General features: G+C 61.2%; 16 protein-coding genes. 11 read left to right on the top strand and 5 right to left on the bottom strand.

The window, feature by feature from the left end; all coding sequences use genetic code 11:
- The first annotated feature begins 109 nt into the window (after window positions 1-109).
- Together M5B42_RS03425 and M5B42_RS03420 are read left to right on the top strand one after the other, a co-directional pair.
- On the top strand, window positions 110-1,048 hold the full coding sequence (locus M5B42_RS03425) for an aspartyl/asparaginyl beta-hydroxylase domain-containing protein (protein WP_103498698.1): 939 nt from the start codon (window positions 110-112) through the stop codon (window positions 1,046-1,048).
- A gap of 348 nt (window positions 1,049-1,396) precedes the next feature.
- A complete protein-coding gene (locus M5B42_RS03420; RefSeq protein ID WP_248745048.1) occupies window positions 1,397-2,260 on the top strand; it encodes a DMT family transporter in 864 nt (287 codons plus the stop codon).
- Between the two features lie 332 nt (window positions 2,261-2,592).
- Here the strand turns inward: M5B42_RS03420 and M5B42_RS03415 are convergent, their stop codons facing one another.
- Window positions 2,593-3,504, bottom strand: a complete 912-nt coding sequence (locus M5B42_RS03415; protein ID WP_177100017.1) for a DMT family transporter — start codon at window positions 3,502-3,504, stop codon at window positions 2,593-2,595.
- Between the two features lie 144 nt (window positions 3,505-3,648).
- Here M5B42_RS03415 and aceK point away from each other — a divergent pair, with 144 nt between their 5' ends.
- The 7 genes from aceK to M5B42_RS03380 all read left to right on the top strand — a co-directional run bounded on the left by aceK (window position 3,649) and on the right by M5B42_RS03380 (window position 14,822).
- Entirely contained in the window at window positions 3,649-5,370 is a 1,722-nt protein-coding gene (gene aceK / locus M5B42_RS03410; RefSeq protein WP_248745047.1) for a bifunctional isocitrate dehydrogenase kinase/phosphatase, read from the top strand.
- Between the two features lie 97 nt (window positions 5,371-5,467).
- On the top strand, window positions 5,468-9,379 hold the full coding sequence (hrpA, locus tag M5B42_RS03405; RefSeq protein ID WP_248745046.1) for an ATP-dependent RNA helicase HrpA: 3,912 nt from the start codon (window positions 5,468-5,470) through the stop codon (window positions 9,377-9,379).
- A 250-nt stretch (window positions 9,380-9,629) separates the two neighbouring features.
- On the top strand, window positions 9,630-10,751 hold the full coding sequence (locus M5B42_RS03400; protein WP_103498703.1) for a beta-ketoacyl-ACP synthase III: 1,122 nt from the start codon (window positions 9,630-9,632) through the stop codon (window positions 10,749-10,751).
- Between the two features lie 170 nt (window positions 10,752-10,921).
- Entirely contained in the window at window positions 10,922-11,533 is a 612-nt protein-coding gene (locus tag M5B42_RS03395) for an RNA polymerase sigma factor (protein WP_103498704.1), read from the top strand.
- Window positions 11,527-11,766: a zf-HC2 domain-containing protein gene (locus M5B42_RS03390; protein ID WP_103498705.1), complete on the top strand. Its 240-nt coding sequence runs from the start codon at window positions 11,527-11,529 to the stop codon at window positions 11,764-11,766. The genes M5B42_RS03395 and M5B42_RS03390 overlap by 7 nt, the downstream gene beginning before the upstream one ends.
- A gap of 245 nt (window positions 11,767-12,011) precedes the next feature.
- The gene (locus M5B42_RS03385) at window positions 12,012-13,385 is read left to right on the top strand and encodes an OprD family porin (protein ID WP_248745045.1); all 1,374 of its coding nucleotides are present in this window, start codon (window positions 12,012-12,014) and stop codon (window positions 13,383-13,385) included.
- A 312-nt stretch (window positions 13,386-13,697) separates the two neighbouring features.
- Entirely contained in the window at window positions 13,698-14,822 is a 1,125-nt protein-coding gene (locus M5B42_RS03380) for a GNAT family N-acetyltransferase (RefSeq protein ID WP_248745044.1), read from the top strand.
- A gap of 37 nt (window positions 14,823-14,859) precedes the next feature.
- Here the strand turns inward: M5B42_RS03380 and M5B42_RS03375 are convergent, their stop codons facing one another.
- From M5B42_RS03375 to M5B42_RS03360, 4 genes are all read right to left on the bottom strand, one after another.
- A complete protein-coding gene (locus M5B42_RS03375; RefSeq protein ID WP_248745043.1) occupies window positions 14,860-16,692 on the bottom strand; it encodes an ABC transporter ATP-binding protein in 1,833 nt (610 codons plus the stop codon).
- An 85-nt stretch (window positions 16,693-16,777) separates the two neighbouring features.
- On the bottom strand, window positions 16,778-17,344 hold the full coding sequence (locus tag M5B42_RS03370) for a peptidylprolyl isomerase (RefSeq protein WP_103499813.1): 567 nt from the start codon (window positions 17,342-17,344) through the stop codon (window positions 16,778-16,780).
- 3 nt (window positions 17,345-17,347) lie between these two features.
- Window positions 17,348-18,151, bottom strand: a complete 804-nt coding sequence (locus M5B42_RS03365) for an alpha/beta hydrolase (RefSeq protein WP_103499814.1) — start codon at window positions 18,149-18,151, stop codon at window positions 17,348-17,350.
- Between the two features lie 14 nt (window positions 18,152-18,165).
- Window positions 18,166-19,089, bottom strand: coding sequence for a LysR family transcriptional regulator (locus tag M5B42_RS03360; protein ID WP_100938915.1), 924 nt, complete (start codon window positions 19,087-19,089; stop codon window positions 18,166-18,168).
- 49 nt (window positions 19,090-19,138) lie between these two features.
- Here M5B42_RS03360 and M5B42_RS03355 point away from each other — a divergent pair, with 49 nt between their 5' ends.
- Window positions 19,139-19,453 carry a 3-phosphoglycerate kinase gene (locus M5B42_RS03355; RefSeq protein ID WP_248745042.1) on the top strand — a complete coding sequence of 105 codons (315 nt, stop codon included), beginning with the start codon at window positions 19,139-19,141 and terminating at the stop codon, window positions 19,451-19,453.
- 148 nt (window positions 19,454-19,601) lie between these two features.
- Window positions 19,602-20,201: an FMN-dependent NADH-azoreductase gene (locus M5B42_RS03350; RefSeq protein ID WP_103499816.1), complete on the top strand. Its 600-nt coding sequence runs from the start codon at window positions 19,602-19,604 to the stop codon at window positions 20,199-20,201.
- The last annotated feature ends 51 nt before the right edge of the window (window positions 20,202-20,252 follow it).

Here is a 20,252-nt window from a genome sequence, read left to right as displayed (position 1 = left end):
GGCATGGGTTTTTCCCGGCGCCGGTAATGTTTATCATGGCCGGCTGCCACGTCGGGTGAGTCAAGTTGTACAGGCCACGCGTGCGTTGCCCATTTTCGAGGAGTGTTGAATGACCTTTTCCTTTGCCGCCAAGGCCGCAGTCCTGCTGCTGTTCCTGGGCAGTACGCTTTACGTGCATCTGCGCGGCAAGGCGCGGTTGCCCCTGTTGCGCCAATTCGTCAACCATTCCGCCGCGTTCGCGCCGTACAACGCCTTGATGTACCTGTTTTCCAGCGTACCGTCCAAGCCTTACCTGGACCGCAGCAAGTTTCCCGAGCTGGATGTGCTCAAGGACAACTGGGAAGTGATCCGCGAAGAGGCCATGCATCTGTTTGATGAGGGCTATATCCGCGCCGCCGAGAAGAACAACGACGCCGGTTTCGGCTCGTTCTTCAAGAAGGGCTGGAAGCGCTTCTATCTCAAGTGGTACGACAAGGCCCTGCCGTCGGCCGAACTGCTCTGCCCGAAAACCGTGGCACTGGTGAACTCGATCCCCAACGTCAAGGGCGCGATGTTCGCCCTGTTGCCGGGTGGCAGTCACCTCAACCCGCACCGTGACCCGTTTGCCGGTTCCCTGCGTTATCACCTGGGGTTGTCCACGCCAAACTCCGACGATTGCCGGATTTTCGTCGATGGTCAGGTCTACGCCTGGCGCGACGGTGAAGACGTGATGTTCGACGAGACCTACGTGCACTGGGTCAAGAATGAAACCGAGCAGACCCGGGTTATTCTGTTCTGCGATATCGAGCGTCCGCTGAGCAGCCGCTTCATGACTGCGGTCAATCGCCGGGTCAGCGCCTTCCTCGGTCGCGCCACCGCGCCGCAGAACCTCGATGATGAGCGGGTCGGCGGGATCAACCAGGCTTATGCCTGGAGCAAGCGCTTCAGCGATAGCATCAGCGGTGTGGTCAAGCGTTTCAAGCGTGCCAATCCGAAGGCTTATCGCGCCATGCGCCCAGTGCTGGCGGTGGTGGTGTTCGCCGCCCTCGGCTATTGGCTGTTCGGCTGACCTGTTGCAATTGCGACCGGGCGCTGGTTATAGTCGGCGCTCGGTGTTTCAACCGATTCACCTCCCTCAGCAAAAGATCAGCCCATGCCGGTTTCCTTTCTCAATGCGGTAGTCGATTCAGCGCTCAACGCTGTGGTCGTGCCGTGCGGGAACCAACAGCCTGCGCAGATCAGTCATTACCCCCCACCTGTCAGTAGCACGCCGGTGTACGCAGTCGTATCACCGCCGGATGTTGGCGTTTCGGGCTGATCAGCAGCGTTTGCTGTTCCCCTGTGCCCGTCTGAAAAAAACTACTGAATGTTCAGCCTTGGGCTGAATCGGCTTTTGCCTGAATCACGGGTGGTATCCATGTTGGCTTTTTCCAAACAATCCGCAACCGCGGCGGCCTCGACGAGTCTGTTTGTCCTGCTCTGGAGTAGTGGGGCGATTTTCTCCAAGTGGGGTCTGACGCATGCTTCGCCGTTTGCTTTTCTGCTGATCCGTTTTTCCATCGCCCTGATGGGGTTGGTGGTGTTGGTGCCATTGCTCAAGTTCAAGCTGCCGCGGATGGGCAAGCCGCTGTTCTACGCGGCGGCGACCGGGCTGGTGCTGCTGGGGGCCTATCAGATTTTCTATCTGCTGGCCCTGGACCTGAAGGTCACGCCCGGGGTCATGGCGACGATCATGGGGGTACAGCCGATCCTGACCGCGGTGCTGATGGAGCGGCAGCGTTCCTGGAGCCGGATGTTCGGCTTGGGGCTGGGGTTGGCAGGGCTGATCCTGGTGGTTTACCAGGGGATCGGTTTGGCCGGGATGTCCCTGGCCGGGATGCTGTTCGGATTGTTGGCCCTGGCCAGCATGACCTTGGGCTCGATCATGCAGAAACGTATCACCGATAACCCTCTGGGCACGCTGCCGGTGCAGTATCTGGCCGGGTTACTGCTGTGCGGGGCTTTCGTACCGTTCCAGCCGTTCCACTTTGAAACCGGCAGCGGTTTTATCCTGCCGGTGCTGTGGATGGGGCTGGTGGTCTCGGTGCTGGCGACCTTGTTGCTGTATCGGCTGATTGCCCGGGGGAATCTGGTCAATGTCACCAGCCTGTTCTACCTGGTGCCGGCGGTGACGGCGGTGATGGATTACCTGATCTTCGGTAATCGGCTGGCGGTGCTGAGTATGCTGGGGATGGGGCTGATTATCGTCGGGTTGGTGTTTGTGTTTCGCAAGGCTGGCTAAACGCTGAGAGTCGGTGCAGTAGCCGAGTGCTGCTGCGCCGGTTATGGCCCCTTCGCGGGCAAGCCCTGCTCCTACAGTTTGGTGTCGAACACACATTTCGCATACGGCATAAACCTGTAGGAGCCTGGCTTGCCCGCGAAGCTTTTAGCGATCTTGAGGGCCCCTTCGCTGGCAAGCCAGGCTCCTACAGGTCCATGGCGTGCACAAAATCTGTATCCGACGCCGAACTGTAGGAGCCTGGCTTGCCCGCGAAGCTTTTGGCGGTCTTGAGGGCCCCCTCGCGAGCACGTTCTGCTCCTGCAGCAATGACGTCAGTCGGCATACCGCAACATTTAGCGGTCAGCCACACTGACCGCTTTCAACGCTGCCCCTGGTTTCAACACCAGCCAAAGGGCCAGCGCAATCAACACCCCGCCATACACATGGGCCATCGACAGCGGTTCATCGAGAAACAGCGCCCCCCATAACACCCCGAACGCCGGGATCATGAAGGTCACGGTCATCGATTTGACCGGGCCGATATCGCTGATCAGCTTGAAATACATGATGTAGGCAAACGCCGTACACACCAGGCCCAACCCCAGCAGCGACAGCCAGACACTTATCCCGCCCCAGTTGGCCGGCGGATGGGTGATGGCGCTGTAACCGAAGAACGGCAGGATCACCAGGGTCGCGCCGAACATGCTGCCCATGGCCGAAAGCCGTGGATCAAGGCCACCTTGATGATCGAGCCAGCGACGGGTCAGGAAACCGGCGAAACCGTAACTGGTAGTGGCCAGCAGGCAGGCCGCAGCCCCCATCAGCAATTCCAGGTTAAAGGTCACCGGCCCGGCACGGGTCAGTACCGCCACCCCGAACAACCCGAGGAAGATCCCCACCAGCTTGTTCAGGCTCAGTTTTTCATGGAAGAACAAGCCTCCAATCAGCACGCCCATCAGCGGGGTGGTGGCGTTGAAAATCGACGAGTAGCCGGCCGGCAGCACTTGCGCCGCCACCGAATACAATGTCGCCGGCAACCCGGAGTTGATCACGCCGAGCATCAGGCAGACCTTGAACTTGCCTTTGAAGTCCCAGTTGACGCGCATCAGCGTGAGGATCACCAGCAAGCCGACAGCGGCAATCGAAACACGGAAAAAGGCGGTGGGAAAGGCCCCGAGCACCGGAGCAATGATCCGCATGAACAGGAAACTGGCGCCCCAGACGGCGGCCAGCATGAACATGCGCAGAATATCGACGGGTCTCACGGTGGCTTCCTTGGCAGGGTAGGGCGGGCAAGTGTCACCGCATGTAACTGGCAAGGCAATGGTTGCGTTGCCCGAGGGTTGGCCTCTAAGCTCAAGCGAGTCGCGAACAGAACAACTTCGAACAAACAGCGCAGGGGTTCCACTATGCCGCAGCCATGGCCGGCCGCTGATATCGCCCGCATGATCCTCGATGGCTTCGACGATTACCGCGAGCACTTTCGCCAGATCACCGATGGTGCCCGCAGCCGTTTCGAAGGCGCGCGCTGGCAGGAGGGGCAGGTGGCTTCGGCGGCGCGGATCAACCTGTACGAAGAGAAGGTCGGCGAGGTCAATGCCCGGCTGCGCGCCGGTTTCGATGAAAGTACCTTGCTCGATGTCACGCTCTGGCCCCTGGTGAAAAGCGCCTATATCAGCCTGATCGACCTGCGTTTCGACGACGAACTGGCGGAGACCTGGTACAACTCGACCTTTTGCGGCCTGTTCAGCCACGACCTGATCAGCGACGGCTGCATGTTTATCCACACCACCCGGCCCTCCCTACGCCGGGCGCGGGCGGCGCAGACCCGGATCTATCGGCCCCAGGGCGAATTGTCCGGCATGCTCGAACAGATCTTCGCCGACTACAGCTTCAGCGAGGCCTACGCCGATTTGCCGGGAGACCTGCGGCGCCTGGAAGCCCGGTTGCGGGAGAACCTGCCGGACTGGGTGTGCAAGGACCCGGAGTTGGGCGTCGAACTGTTCTCCTCGGTGCTCTACCGCAACAAGGGTGCCTACCTGGTGGGGCGCATCTACACCCATGATGAACAATGGCCGTTGGTGATCCCGTTGTTGCACCGCGAAGGACATGGCATCCAGATCGACGCGCTGATCACCGACGAAGCCGAGGTGTCGATCATCTTTTCCTTCACCCGCTCCTATTTCATGGTGGATGTGCCGGTGCCGGCGGAGTTCGTCGGCTTTCTCAAGCGCATTCTGCCGGGCAAGCATATTGCCGAGCTGTACACCTCCATCGGTTTCTACAAGCACGGCAAGTCCGAGTTCTACCGGGCACTGATCAATCACCTGGCCAACACCGACGACCGTTTCATCATGGCCCCGGGCGTGCGTGGCATGGTCATGAGCGTGTTTACCCTGCCGGGCTTCAACACCGTGTTCAAGATCATCAAGGACCGCTTTTCACCGTCGAAGAACGTCGACCGCGCCACGGTGATCGAAAAGTACCGTCTGGTGAAAAGCGTCGACCGGGTCGGGCGCATGGCCGACACCCAGGAGTTCGCCGACTTCCGCTTTCCCTTGAGCAAGTTCGAGCCGGCGTGCCTGGAAGAGTTGCTGGAGGTGGCCGCGTCCACGGTGCAGGTCGAAGGAGACACGGTGCTGATCCGCCACTGCTGGACCGAACGGCGCATGACCCCGCTGAACCTGTACCTGGAAAATGCCAATGACGCCCAGGTTCGCGAGGCGCTGGAGGATTATGGCCAGGCGATCAAGCAACTGGCGGCGGCGAATATCTTTCCCGGCGACATGCTGCTGAAGAACTTCGGCGTCACCCGCCATGGCCGCGTGGTGTTCTACGACTACGACGAAATCTGCTTCCTCACCGAGGCCAACTTCCGGCACATTCCCGCGCCGCGCACGCCCGAGGATGAAATGGCCTCGGAGCCCTGGTATTCCATCGGGCCACTGGACGTGTTCCCCGAGGAGTTCCCGCCCTTCCTGTTTGCCGACATGGCGCAGCGCCGACTGTTCGACCAGTTGCATGGCGAGTTGTACAACGCCGACTACTGGAAAGGCCTGCAAGAGGCGATCCGGGCGGGCAAGGTGATCGACGTGTTTCCCTATCGGCGCAAGGATTGGAGCAACGAATAACCCGTTGGGGTGGTTCGGCAACGCAGTTGGCATCATTTTTCGGCGCAAATCTGCGACAATCCGCGCCTGCCTAAAATAGACGACCTTTGCGTACCTGATGACTGACGAATCGCCCGCTATCGACCAGCTGCTGAAAAACCTCGACCAGGCCATGATTGCCGACCGCCACCGGTTGCGGCGGCAGTTGCTCGAGTTGCGCAAAAAGCCCGACGAAAGCAAGTTGGCCCAGTGGGTCGAGCGGATGCAGGCGTCCTGTGCCCAGGTCACGGCCCGGGCCAAGAGCGTGCCGTTGATTCGTTATGACGACAGCCTGCCCATCGCCGCCAAGCGTGACGAGATCAAGGAAGCGTTGCTCAAGCATCAGGTGCTGATCATCGCCGGCGAAACCGGCTCGGGTAAAACCACCCAGTTGCCGAAGATCTGCCTGGAAATCGGCCGTGGCCAGCATGGTCTGATCGGCCACACCCAGCCACGCCGGATTGCCGCGCGCAGTGTCGCGAGCCGGGTCGCCGACGAGTTGGCCACGCCCCTGGGCGCACTGGTCGGTTATCAGGTGCGCTTCGAGGACCAGAGCGAGGCCAATACCCTGGTCAAACTGATGACCGACGGTATCCTCCTGGCGGAAACCCAGAACGACCGCTACCTGGAACGCTACGACACGATCATCGTCGACGAGGCCCACGAGCGCAGCCTGAATATCGATTTCCTGCTGGGCTACCTGAAAACCCTGCTGCCCCGGCGCCCGGACCTGAAGGTCATCATCACCTCGGCGACCATCGACCTGGAGCGCTTTTCCAAACACTTCAACGATGCACCCATTGTCGAAGTGTCCGGACGGACTTTCCCGGTGGACACCTGGTATCGCCCGTTGACCTCGCAACAGGATGAAGAGGGCAACAGCGTCGAGGAAGACTTGAGCGTCGACCAGGCGATTATCGCCACCCTCGACGAGATCGCCGCCTTCGAGCGCAGCGAGCGCAAGAGCCCGGGCGATGTGCTGGTGTTCCTGCCCGGCGAGCGGGAGATTCGCGACGCCGCGGACATGCTGCGCAAGGCCCAGCTCAAGCACACCGAAATCCTTCCTTTATATGCGCGCCTGTCGCCGGCCGAGCAGCAGCGGATTTTCCAGTCCCATCCGGGGCGCAGGGTCGTGCTGGCGACCAACGTCGCGGAAACCTCGCTGACCGTGCCGGGTATCCGCTATGTGATCGACAGCGGTACGGCGCGCATCAGCCGTTACAGCTACCGCGCCAAGGTCCAGCGCCTGCCGATCGAAGCGGTGTCCCAGGCCAGCGCCAACCAGCGCAAGGGCCGTTGCGGCCGGGTCGAGCCGGGTATCTGCATCCGCCTGTACAGCGAGGACGACTTCAACGGCCGTCCGGAATTTACCGACCCGGAGATCCTGCGCACCAACCTTGCGGCGGTGATCCTGCAGATGCTGCACCTGCGGCTCGGCGAGATCACGGCGTTTCCGTTTATCGAGCCGCCGGACGGCAAGGCCATCAGCGACGGTTTCAACCTGTTGCAGGAGCTCTCGGCGGTCACCCGCGAGAACCAGCTGACCCCGTTGGGCCGTCAACTGGCGCGCCTGCCGGTGGACCCGCGCATGGGTCGCATGTTGCTGGAGGCGGCCACCCTCGGCAGTCTGCAGGAAGTGTTGATCGTCGCCAGCGCCATGTCGGTGCAGGACCCGCGTGAGCGTCCGCCCGAGCGCCAGCAGGCCGCCGACCAGGCCCACGCGCAGTGGAAGGACGTGGATTCGGATTTCGCCGGGTTGATCAATGTCTGGCGCGGTTTCGAGGAACAGCGCCAGGCCCTGGGCGCCAGTGCGCTGCGCAACTGGTGCAGGAAGAATTTCCTCAATTACCTGCGGATGCGCGAATGGCGTGATTCCCATCGGCAATTGGGCCTGATCTGCCGCGACCTGCAGTTGAGCGTCAACAAGGAGCCGGCGGACTATTCCAAGCTGCACAAGGCGGTGTTGTCCGGGTTGCTCAGCCAGATCGGCCAGAAGACCGAAGACGGCGACTACCTGGGCGCCCGCCAGCGGCGTTTCTGGGTCCACCCGTCCTCGGGCCTGGGCCGCAAGCGTCCGCAATGGCTGATGGCCGCCGAACTGGTGGAAACCACCAAGCTCTATGCGCGGATGGTCGCCAAGATCGAGCCGGACTGGATCGAGCCCCTGGCCGGGCACCTGATCAAGAAGAACCATTTCGAGCCCCATTGGGAGAAGAAGCGCGGCCAGGTCGTGGCCTTCGAGCAGATCACCCTGTTCGGCCTGATCGTGGTCGGCCGCCGTCCGGTGCACTTCGGTCCCATCGAGCCGGTCGCTTCCCGCGAGCTGTTTATCCGCGAAGGCTTGGTGCGCGGCGAGATTCAATCGAAAGCCCGGTGCCTGAGCGCCAACCAGCAATTGCTCGAACAACTCGACGAGCTGGAGGCCAAGGCCCGCCGTCGCGATATCCTGGCCGATGAAGAAACCCTGTTCGCCTTCTACGACGCGCGCCTGCCGGCGGAGATTCACCAGACCGCGACCTTCGACAGTTGGTACCGGGTCCACAGCCAGAAAGACCCGCAACTGTTGATCATGCGCGAAGAGGATGTGCTCGCCCGCGAAGCCAGTGAAGTCACCGCCGCGCACTATCCGGATACCCTGCACCTGGGCGACCTGGCCCTGGCCTTGAGTTATCACTTCGAGCCCAACCATCCGCGTGACGGTGTGACCTTGCGGGTGCCGGCGCCGCTGCTGCCGGCCTTGCCCGGCGAGCGTCTGGAGTGGCTGGTGCCGGGGGTGATCGAAGCCAAGTGCATCGCCCTGGTGCGCAACCTGCCCAAGGCCTTGCGCAAGAACTTCGTGCCGGTGCCGGATTTCGTCAAGGCGGCGTTGCAACGGATCGAGTTTGCCGAGGGCTCCTTGCCCCAGGCCCTGGGCCGCGAGCTGCTGCGCATGACCGGCGCGCGGGTCAGCGATGAAGCCTGGGCCGAAGCGGCGCAGCAGGTGGAAAGCCACCTGCGGATGAACCTGGAAATCGTCGACGCCCAGGGCAAGTTCCTCGGCGAAGGTCGTGATCTGGCCGAGCTGACGGCGCGCTTTGCCGAAGCCAGCCAGGCGGCCCTGGCCGTGCCGCAGACGGCGAAAAGCCAGCAGCCGGTGCAGGCGAAGGAATTCGCCGCGGTGGCCCAGAGCACCCAGCAGAAGATCGCCGGGCTGTCGATGACGGTATACCCGGCGCTGGTTGAAGAGGGTGGTACGGTCAAGGAAGGGCGTTTCTCCACCCCGGCCGAAGCCGAGTTCCAGCATCGCCGGGCCTTGCAGCGCCTGCTGTTGCAGCAGTTGGCCGAGCCGGCGAAATTTCTTCGTGGCAAGTTGCCGGGCCTGACCGAACTGGGTTTGCTCTATCGCGAGCTGGGTCGGGTCGAGGCGCTGGTCGAAGATATCCTGCTGGCGAGCCTCGACAGCTGCGTGCTGGAAGGTGAGGACAACCTGCCGCGCGATGGCGTCGGGCTGGCGTCCCTGGCCGAACGCAAGCGCGGTGCCTGGACCGAGCATGCCGAACGCCTGGCGCGCCTGACGTTGGAGACCCTCAAGCTCTGGCACGGTCTGCAAAAACGCTTCAAGGGCAAGATCGACCTGGCCCAGGCAGTGGCACTCAATGACATCAAGCAGCAACTGAGCCAGCTGGTTTATCCCGGTTTCGTCCGGCAGACGCCGGGTGTCTGGCTCAAGGAGCTGCCGCGTTACCTCAAGGCCATTGAGCTGCGCCTGGAAAAATTGCCGTCCCAGGTGCAGAAGGACCGGGTCTGGAGCACTGAGCTGGCTGGACTTTGGGCCCAATACCAGGCGCGCGCGGCCAAGCATGCCCAGGAAGGCAAGCGCGATCCGCAACTGGAGCTGTATCGCTGGTGGCTGGAAGAGTATCGGGTGTCGCTGTTTGCCCAGCAGTTGGGGACCAAGGCACCGATTTCGGACAAGCGCCTGAGCAAGCAATGGAGCCAGGTGGAAGCCTGATGCAGGTTTTTATGGCCGGGCTCCCAGGGGCCCGGTTGTGCTCCTTTGATCTCGGCCCTAGGGCCAAATCCCAATGTTTATGGCACACTTGGCGGCTATAAATGCCGATTCCATGGTTTGAGCGCTGCTTGCCCGACCAGGACGGAAGAAAACGACTCCAGGCCCTTTGCCGTTTTGACGGGATTGGCCCTTTTACGTATTGGTACGAATGTGCCAATGCCTTCTGCCTGAACAGAATAGAGGAACGAGCGTGCATAACGTCGTCATCAGCGGCACCGGCCTGTACACCCCGGCCAACAGCATTTCCAACGAGGAGCTGGTGCAGTCTTTCAACAGCTATGTGCAGCAGTTCAACCTCGAAAACGCCGCTGCCATCGAGCGCGGCGAAGTTCAGGCCCTGATCGAGTCGAGTGCCGCGTTCATCGAGAAAGCGTCCGGTATCAAGAGCCGTTTTGTCATGGACAAGGATGGCATTCTCGATCCCCAGCGCATGCGCCCACGCCTGCCCGAGCGTTCCAACGACGAATGGTCGATCCTCTGCCAGATGGCCATCGGTGCCGCCGAACAGGCCCTGCAACGCGCGGGCAAGACCGCCGCGGACATCGACGGCGTCATCGTGGCGTGCTCGAACCTGCAACGGGCCTACCCGGCGGTGGCCATCGAGGTCCAGGAAGCCTTGGGTATCCAGGGCTTCGGTTTCGACATGAACGTCGCCTGTTCCTCGGCGACCTTCGGTATCCAGACCGCCAGCAACAGCATTCAACTGGGCCAGGCCCGGGCGATCCTGATGGTCAACCCGGAAATCTGTACCGGCCACCTGAACTTCCGCGACCGTGACAGCCATTTCATTTTCGGTGATGCGGCGACGGCGGTGGTGGTGGAGCGGGCTGACCTGGCGACCTCGCCTTATCAGTTCGAGATTGTCGGCACCAAGCTGCTGACCCAGTTCTCCAATAACATCCGCAACAACTTCGGTTTCCTCAACCGCGCGGCGGAAGAGGGCATCGGTGCCCCGGACAAGCTGTTTGTCCAGGAGGGCCGCAAGGTGTTCCGTGACGTCTGCCCGATGGTGGCCGAACTCATTGCCGCGCATCTGCAGGAAAACCAGCTGAACATCGGCGATGTGAAGCGCTTCTGGCTGCACCAGGCCAACCTCAGCATGAACCATCTGATCGTCAAGAAGCTGCTGGGCCGTGAGGCCACGGAAGCAGAGGCGCCGGTGATTCTCGACACTTACGCCAACACCAGCTCTGCAGGTTCGGTGATTGCGTTCCACAAGAACCAGGACGATCTGGCGACGGGTTCGCTGGCCGTGCTCAGTTCGTTCGGCGCCGGTTATTCGATCGGTAGCGTGATCCTGCGCAAGCGTTGATCGGCGCCCTCCCGTCTGGCATCGTGTGCGCGCCAGGCGGGAAGGGGGGCTTCCTTGTTCCGATGCGTTTCAGGGAGCGATCGCTATTCTCGTGTTGAACATGGGGATGGAGCAGCGGCAAAAAAACTGATGCTCTATGACGTCCCGGAAATCCGAACGCGAGGTTGTGAATGGCGGCAATGGACGATAGTCAACTGCTCGAACGCTTGCTGGCAGGCGAACAACGGGCTTACAAGGAGTTGGTCAGCACCTACCAGAGCGCGATGCGCGCGGTGGCCTATGCCATTGTCGGCAGCCGCCAGGCCGATGAAGCGGTCCAGGATGCCTGGCTGGCCGTGGTGCGCAACCTGGCGGGCTTCCAGGGACGTTCCAGTCTCAAGACCTGGCTGTTGACCATCACCGCCAACGCGGCGAAGAATCGCTACAAGCAGAACCGCCGCGAAGTGCTGCTCGATGACCTGCCGTCGCCCCACGGTACCATCGGCGACGAACGCTTTGCCGCTGACGGCCACTGGGCACTGGCCCCCCACGCCTGGCATGAAGACACTCCCGAAGCCCTGCTCAGCGAGGATGAACTGCGCCAGTGCCTGGAGCACACGCTGTTGAGTTTGTCCGAGTTGCAGAGCAGTGTCTTGTTGTTGCGCGAACGCCAGGGGTTGGAGTTGGAGGAGATCTGTAATCTTCTGGGGATCTCGCTCTCCAATGTCAGGGTGCTGCTGCACAGGGCACGCTTGAAAGTTTTCGCGACCGTGGAGCATTTTGAGGAGACCGGCGAATGCTGACCTGCAAGGAACAAGTGGCACGTTCCAGCGACTATCTCGATGGCCAGTTGAGCTTTCGGGAGCGCCTGATGGTGCGCCATCACTTGATGTTCTGCCCCAACTGCCGGCGTTTTATCCGTCAGATGCGCTTGATGCAGGCCACCCTGAAGCATATGCCCGAACCGCCGATCGAAAATCTCGAGGCCTTGTCCGCCCAGTTGGCGGCTCAGCGCCAGGATGCTGGAAAACCATAGTTCTAAAAAGCCACTATTTTTCTGCCAAAGCCCCGTAAACCGGGGCTTTGCGATTATTTGTGCCTGTCGGAAAAAGTTCCGCTGTCACAAAACCTTAATCGACCAGAAACCGCTCTGAAATAACCCCACGCCAAGATTCCCTCCCAACAAAGCAGGTCAGGCCCCGGCAATGGCTGCGCACCCGCGTGATGGCAACGGACGCCACAAATAGACCCGAAAAAGTTTGAATCCAGAGGAGCGAAACAATGAACAAGTGCACCTTGGCCCTGGCAGTGGCCGTAGGGGTTTTGTCCCAGCAGGCGTACGCCGATGGGCAAGCTGATGCGAAAGGTTTTATCGAAGGCGCTACGTCGACCCTGGGTCTGCGTAACTTCTACATCAACACCGATAACCGTAGCAATAAACCCGCTCAGAGCCTGGCCTCGGAATGGGGTCAAGGCTTCGATCTGCGGTTCAACTCCGGTTACACCCAAGGTACCGTGGGTTTCGGTCTTGATGTGATCGCTCTGGAAGGCGTTCGGCTGGACACCGGTGGCGGTTCCAACGGCGCGACCAAAACGAACTACAGCAGTACCGTTTTCCCAAGCGAGGCTACCGGTGGCAACAACGCCAAGTCCGTCAACGACTTCGGTAGCGTTGGCCTGACCGGTAAAGTCCGCGTTTCGCAGACCGAACTGAAGATCGGTACCTTGTTGCCGAACAACCCGGTGATCAAGTACAACGATGGTCGTCTGCTGCCACAAACCTTCACCGGTGGCCAGATCACTTCGAACGAGATCAAGGACCTGACCCTGACTCTCGGCCAGGTCGAGAAAGCCAAGGGCCGTAACTCCACCAACGACGAAGATCTTTCGATCGCCGGTGCCAACAGCTCTTCAGACTTCAGCAAAGGCAAGTTCAGCAACAAGTTCCTTTACGGCGGCGCCGACTACAAGATCACCAAGGATCTGGTTGCTTCGTACTACTACGGCGAGCTGAAGGACTTCTACTCGCAGAACTTCCTGGGTCTGGTGCACAACTGGGCTATCGGTCCTGGCACGCTGAAAAGCGACCTGCGCTACTACCGTAGCCGTGACAATGGCGCCAACGGTAATAACTCTGCCTACTACACCTCCGGCTACTACCCCAACACCGCGAGTCCTGCCAAGGGTAAAGTCGATAACGATCTGTACAGCTACCTGGCGCTGTACTCGGTTGCCGGTCACACCTTCGGTGGTGGTTACCAGTACACCAAGGGCGACAGCGACTTCCCATGGTTGAACCAGGGTGACGGCTCGTCCAACAGCACCATCACCGACATGCAGATCCAGAAGTTCGCCCGCGCCGGTGAGCGTACCTGGCAAGCTCGCTATGCCTACGACTTCGCGAAGGTTGGCGTGCCTGGCCTGACCGCCGGCATCATCTACCTGCGCGGCGATAATATTAATCTTGCGAACGTTTCTGGTAGCCAGAGCGAGTGGGAACGCGATATCAGCTTGTCCTACGTGATTCCTGAAGGCACCTTCAAGAACCTTGGCTTCGCCTGGAAAAACGCCATGTGGCGTACCAGCACCGCCGTTGCTTCCACTGACCAGGACGAAAACCGTCTGATCGTCAGCTACACCATTCCACTGTTGTAAGCTCCGCTCTTTTGGCGCCCCGCTCGACGCTCTGTCGCGCGGGGCGTTTTTTTGTCTGGCTTTCGGACGTGCTCAGGGGGCTGTCCTTGCGCGTTACCTGCCCTCAAAGCTCTCGGTCGAACAGCCCGGCCGCTGTTCTGTAACCTTCTGGAATGGTGTTCCCAGGCGACTTTCAAGTCCAATGAAATAGTTTTTAAGATTCCCTTCCCGGCGGACTTTCAGACCGCTATCGGTTTTCCGCTCTACCTGTCGCCCTTCCTGCCACACATGCGCGATACTCGCTCTGCATGTTGCACCTGCCTGGGGATATCGATGCCGTTACAACGTCTGCAAAGCCTCTCTGAGGTCGCTGCCGAGCAATGGGATGCGCTGGTGCCCGACGGCCAGCCATTCCTCAGCCATGGGTTCCTGAGTGCCTTGGAAGACAGCGGCAGCCTCGGTCCGCACTCGGGCTGGCAGCCGGAGCATCTGTTGCATGTGGAGGACGGTCGGCTGCTGGCGGCCTTGCCGAGTTATCGCAAATGGCATTCCTATGGCGAATATGTGTTCGACCACGGCTGGGCCGAGGCCTGCGAGCGCGCGGGCATCGCCTACTACCCCAAGCTGTTGACCGCCGTACCGTTCAGTCCGGTGGGCGGCGCGCGATTGCTGGCGGCCAAGGCGGAGGACGGTTTCGAGTTGCTGGCCGCGTTGCCGGGTTATCTGGAGATCGAAGAGCTTTCCAGCGCCCATATCAACTTCACCGATGCCCTGGCCGATGCCGCCCTGGGCGAACAATCCGGCTGGTTGCTGCGTTACGGTTGCCAGTTTCATTGGCAGAACCGCGGCTACCGGGATTTCCAGGACTTCCTCGATACCCTGAGTTCGCGCAAGCGCAAGCAGATGCGCAAGGAGCGCGAGCAGGTCGCCGGACAGGGCTTCGATTTCCAATGGCTGGAAGGGCGCGAGTTGAGCGAGGCCCAGTGGGACTTCGTCTACGCCTGTTATGCCAATACCTATGCGGTGCGACGCCAGACGCCCTACCTGACCCGGGAATTCTTCAGCCTGCTGGCCGAGCGCATGCCCGAGTCGATCCGCGTGGTCCTGGCCAAGCAGGGCGGGCGGCCCGTGGCGATGGCTTTCAGCCTGATCGGCGGCGACAGTTTCTACGGACGTTACTGGGGCTGTCTGGCGGAGTTCGACCGGCTGCATTTCGAGACCTGCTTCTACCAGGGCATGGACTACGCCATCGCCCAGGGTTTGCAACGCTTCGATGCCGGTGCCCAGGGTGAGCACAAGTTGATTCGCGGTTTCGAGCCGGTGATCACCCACTCCTGGCATTACCTGCGTCATCCGGGGTTGCGCACGGCGGTGAAGGATTTCCTTGCACAGGAACGGGTGGGCATCCTGGCCTATGCCGAAGAGGCGAAGGCGGCACTGCCTTACCGGCAGGCCTGATGGGTCAACCGCCCCCTTCCGGGGGCGATGGTGACGTTCAATCGATACCGACAAACCCGCCGGTCTGGTGCTGCCACAGGCGTGCATATAGGCCGCCATGGGCCAACAGCTCGGCATGACTGCCGGTTTCGGCGATCCGGCCATTTTCCAGGACCACCAGGCGGTCCATGCGGGCAATGGTCGACAGACGGTGGGCAATGGCGATCACGGTCTTGCCTTCCATCAGGGTTTCCAGGCTTTCCTGGATCGCCGCTTCCACTTCCGAATCCAGGGCCGAGGTGGCTTCGTCCATGATCAGGATCGGCGCGTCCTTGAGCAGGACCCGGGCAATCGCGACGCGCTGGCGCTGGCCACCGGAGAGTTTCACCCCGCGCTCGCCGACATGGGCGTCGAAGCCGGTGCGGCCCTCGGCATCCGACAACAGCGGGATGAACTCATCGGCCCGGGCCTTGCGCACCGCCTCCCAGAGTTCGGCGTCGCTGGCATCGGGTTTGCCGTAGAGCAGGTTGTCGCGGATCGAACGGTGCAGCAGCGAAGTGTCCTGGGTAATCATGCCGATGCGTTCGCGCAGGCTTTCCTGGGCGACTTCGGCAATGTCCTGGCCATCCACCAGGATCCGCCCGCCTTGCAGGTCATAGAGCCGCAGCAGCAGGTTGACCAGGGTCGACTTGCCGGCCCCCGACGGACCGATCAGGCCGATTTTCTCCCCGGGACGAATCGTCAGGTTGAGGTCGCTGATCACCCCGCTGCGTTTGCCGTAGTGGAAGTCCACATGCTCGAAGCGCACCTCGCCCTGGGTGACCCGCAGGCGCGGCGCCTGCTCGCGGTCGGTGACGCTGACCGGTTGGGCGATGGTCTGCAGACCGTCCTGGACCATGCCGATATTTTCGAAAATGCCGTTGACCACCCACATGATCCAACCGGACATGTTGACGATACGGATCACCAGTCCGGTGGCCAGGGCAATGGCGCCGACCGAGATCAGCGACTGGGTCCACAGCCACAGCGCGAGGCCCGTGGTGGTGACGATCAGCAGGCCGTTGAGGCTGGTGATGACGACGTCCATGCTGGTCACCACGCGGGCCGCCAGTTGGGTTTTTTCGGTCTGCTCCACCAGGGCATCACGGGCGTATTGCTGCTCGAAATGGGTGTGGGCGAACAGCTTCAGGGTGGTGATATTGGTGTAGCCGTCGACGATCCGGCCCATGAGTTTGGAACGGGCCTCGGAGGAGATCACCGAGCGCGCCTTCACCCGTGGCACGAAGTAGTACAGGGCGCCGGTGTAGCAGGCGATCCAGATCAACAGCGGGATCATCAGGCGCCAGTCCGCTTCGACGAACAGCACCAGGGAGCTGATGACGTAGATCAGCACATGCCAGATGGCATCGACGGCCTGGACGGCGGAGTCACGCAGCGAGTTGCCGGTCTGCATGATGCGCTGGGCGATGCGTCCGGCGAAATCGTTCTGGAAGAAGTTGAGGCTCTGCCTGAGTACATAGCTGTGGTTTTGCCAGCGAATCAGGCTGGTCATGCCCGGGCTGATGGTCTGGTGCACCAGCAGGTCGTGCAGGCCGAAGAAAATCGGCCGCAGGATCAGGGCGACCACGGCCATCCACAGCAGTTCGCGGCCATGGACCTGGAAGAATTCGGTATTGGGCGTGCCCTGGGCCAGGTCGATGATCCGGCTCAGGTAGCTGAACAGCGCCACTTCGATCAGCGCGGCGAACAAGCCGACGATCAACAGTGCGGCGAAGCTTGGCCAGACCTGGCGCAGGTAATACAGGTAGAAGGGCAGGACAGTGTTTGGCGGAGCGGCAGTGGGGGCGTCGCGGAAAATATCGATCAGTTGTTCAAAACGACGATAGAGCATGGGTTCTGACGCCCGTCAGGCGGGCTCTCCTTGAAGATGAAGCGGCGCAAGCCAGAGGCACCCGGCCTGTGGCTTGCGCCTGCCATTAGTCGATCCGTTTGGCCGACTTGATATACACCGGGTCCGACGGCACGTCCGACATGCCCTGTTTGGTGGTGGTCGGCGAGTTGACGATGATATCGACCACCTCCATGCCCTTGACCACCTTGGCGAAGACCGCATAACCGGCATCGCGGCCCGGGTCGAGGAAGTCATTGTCCTTCACGTTGATGAAGAATTGGCTGGTGGCCGAGTTCGGGTCCGAGGTCCGCGCCATCGACAAGCTGCCGCGCACGTTGTGCAGGCCGTTGCTGGCTTCGTTCTTGATCGGCGCCTGGGTCGGCTTCTGCGACATTTGCGCGGTGAAACCGCCGCCCTGGACCATGAAGCCCGGAATCACCCGGTGGAAGATGGTGTTGTTATAGAAACCACTGTCCACGTAGGCGAGGAAGTTCTTGGTGCTGATCGGCGCATGCACCGGGTCCAGCTCGATTTCAATGGTGCCGTTGGTGGTCACCAGTTCCACATGGGGCGCCTTGGCGGCATCGGTGGCGGCCATCAGGTTGGCGGCGAACAGGACGGAGCCGGTGAACAGGGCGATTTTTTTCAGCATGGTTCAGTGATCCTGGGTGGTGGTTTCGACTGCGGTTAGAAACTCAAGCAGGGTTTGGTTGAAGACCTGGGGTTGATCCAGCGGCGTGGCGTGGCGTGAGTCGGCGATCACCACCAGACGCGCATCGGGAATCAGTTTGACATAGCTTTCCTTCAACGCGACCGGTGTGTAGTCATGGTCGGCGCTGACGATCAGGGTTGGACAGGCAATCCGTGAAAGTTGTTCCTGGACACCCCAGCCGACGATGGCATCGAAGCTGGCGAGATAAGCACGTTTGTCGTTTCTTGCCCAGCGTTCGGTCATCTTGCGCCGCAATTCTGCCTGTTCGGGTTTTGGGAACAGCATCACGCTCAAGGCCTTGCCGATACGCTTCGGACCCAGCAGCCGGGCCAGGCTCCAGCGCTTGGCCCATTGCAGGTAGTCGCCGGGCTTGCGGACCTTGACCTCGGGCGCGCTGTTAACCACGCACAAGCTCTTGAACATTTGCGGCTGATCCACTGCCAGTTGGAAGCTGATCATCCCGCCCATGGACAGGCCCACCAGGTGCGGAGGGTCCAGTTTCAGGTGTTCGATCAGGGCCATTACATCGGCGCTGAACCCAGCGATGCTGTAGCGCTGGCGAGGCTTGTCGGAGCGACCGTGGCCGCGCATGTCCATGACGATTACCCGGTGCTGCGCTGACAATGCCGGTATCTGCATTTCCCAGTCGAGGGTGCTGGACCCCAGGCCATGTATCAGCAACACCGGTGTGCCCTGGCCGTATTCCTCATAGTGCAGCGTACAACCTTCGTGTTCGAAATAGGCCATCGGTCAACGTCCTGTCAGGCTTGCTGGGGAGCGGCGAAGGGGGCGTCCAGCGGCGCGGTGTCGAAGGTGCGCAGCAGTTCGATGAGAATCTGCGTGGCCGGCCCCAGGGGTTTGTCCTTGTTCGAGTACAGGTAGAAGGTCGGGTGGCGGCTGCCGCCCTGATCCAACGGTAGCACCTTGAGCAGGCCTTCCCGGATTTCCCGTTCGATCATGTGTCGCGGCAGCCAGGCAAAGCCAAGGCCGTTGCCGATAAAGGTCGCGGCGGTGGCCAGGCTGCCGACGGTCCAGCGCTGCTCGGCACCGAGCCAGCCGACATCGCGCGGTTGCTGGCGGCCGGAGTCACGGATCACCACCTGCAGCTGGCTTTCCAGGTCCTGGAAGGTCAAGGTGCGTTGCAGGCGGTGCAGGGCGTGTTCCGGGTGGGCGACGGCGACGAATTCCACCGCACTCATCTCGGTGCCCAGGTAACCGGGGATATTGAAGCCACTGATGGCCAGGTCCGCGACGCCTTCGAGGAGGACTTCCTCCACCCCCGACAGCACTTCTTCGCGCAGGCGCACCCGGCAACCGCGGCTCTGCGGCATGAACGCGGTCAGCGCCCGGACCAGGCGGGCATTGGGGTAGGCGGCGTCCACCACCAGGCGCACTTCGGCTTCCCAGCCCTGCTCCATATGGTGGGCCAGGTCTTCCAGCTGGCTGGCCTGTTTCACCAGTTGCCGGGAGCGCCGCAGCAGCACGCCGCCGGCCTCGGTGAGCACGGCTTTGCGCCCGTCGATGCGCAACAGCGGCACCCCGAGCTGATCCTGCATGCGGGCCACGGTATAGCTGACGGACGACTGCGAACGATGCAGGGCTTCGGCGGCCTGGGCGAAGCCGCCGTGATCGACCACGGCCTGCAGCGTTCGCCATTGATCAAGGGTCACGCGGGGCGCTTTCAAGTTGGGTTCCTCTTGTCCTAAGCTGGCGGTCCCTAATGGAGACCGCCGAATGAGAAAAATCTGTTGTGTGTTGCTGGCCATGCTGCCCTTGACGGCATTCGCCTATCCCATCGAGGTCGAAAAACAACTCAACGGCCTGAGCATCGACTACACGACCTTCGATACCGATACGGATATCGGTTCCATCCAGGTGAACAACTACGGGAAAACCGACGCGTTGTGCACCGTGGTGTTCCGTAACGGGCCCGAGGCCCCACGGACCCGCAAACTCGATCTGCCGGCCGGGAAGAGCAAGAATGCCAGCGCCAAATTCACCCGCAGCATCATCCGGCTGAACCTGGGACTGACCTGCGTAGCGAAATGACCCCCGAGGAGCATTCTGCCAAGCATGCTCCGCCTATCAACAAATTTATAGATAGGTTGTAGTCATTTTTTCGGCTTTTTTATCGGCTAAGTGCTGTTTAATCTTCACTCCATCGACTTACCGCCCTTAGCGATGGAGCCTACATCCCATGTCCCGCGTACTGATCATCGAAAGCAGCGCCCGCCAGCAAGACTCGGTTTCCCGCCAGTTGACCCAGCAATTCATCGGTCAATGGCAAGCCGCTCACCCGGCCGATCCGATCACTGTCCGTGATCTGGCAACCGATCCGGTGCCGCATCTGGACAGCCACCTGCTGGGCGGCTGGATGAAACCCGTCGAGCAACGTACGGCCATCGAGAAGGCGGCGCTGGAGCGCTCCAACCAGCTGACCGACGAGCTGCTGGCGGCGGACGTGCTGGTGCTGGCCGCGCCGATGTACAACTTTGCGATCCCGAGCACCCTCAAGGCCTGGCTCGACCATGTGCTGCGGGCCGGCCTGACCTTCAAGTACACCGACACCGGCCCGCAAGGGCTGCTGGTCGGCAAGCGAGCCTATGTCCTGACCGCGCGCGGCGGGTTGTATGCCGGTGGCACCAACGATCATCAGGAACCCTACTTGCGCCAGGTGCTGGCGTTTATCGGTATCCACGACGTCACCTTCATTCATGCCGAAGGCCTGAACATGGGCGGCGACTTCCAGGAAAAAGGCCTGAACCAGGCCAAGGCGCGGATTGCCCAAGTTGCTTGAGGGCTTAATGTTCAGCTAATCGCCGATTGTTTTAGTAGCGACAGTTCTTCA

Origin of the sequence: Pseudomonas sp. MWU12-2037 (genome assembly GCF_023242345.1) — a bacterium.
Lineage (GTDB): Bacteria > Pseudomonadota > Gammaproteobacteria > Pseudomonadales > Pseudomonadaceae > Aquipseudomonas > Aquipseudomonas gingeri_D.
Note: the sequence above shows the minus strand (reverse complement) of the source record. Positions and strands in the feature narration are given on the sequence as shown.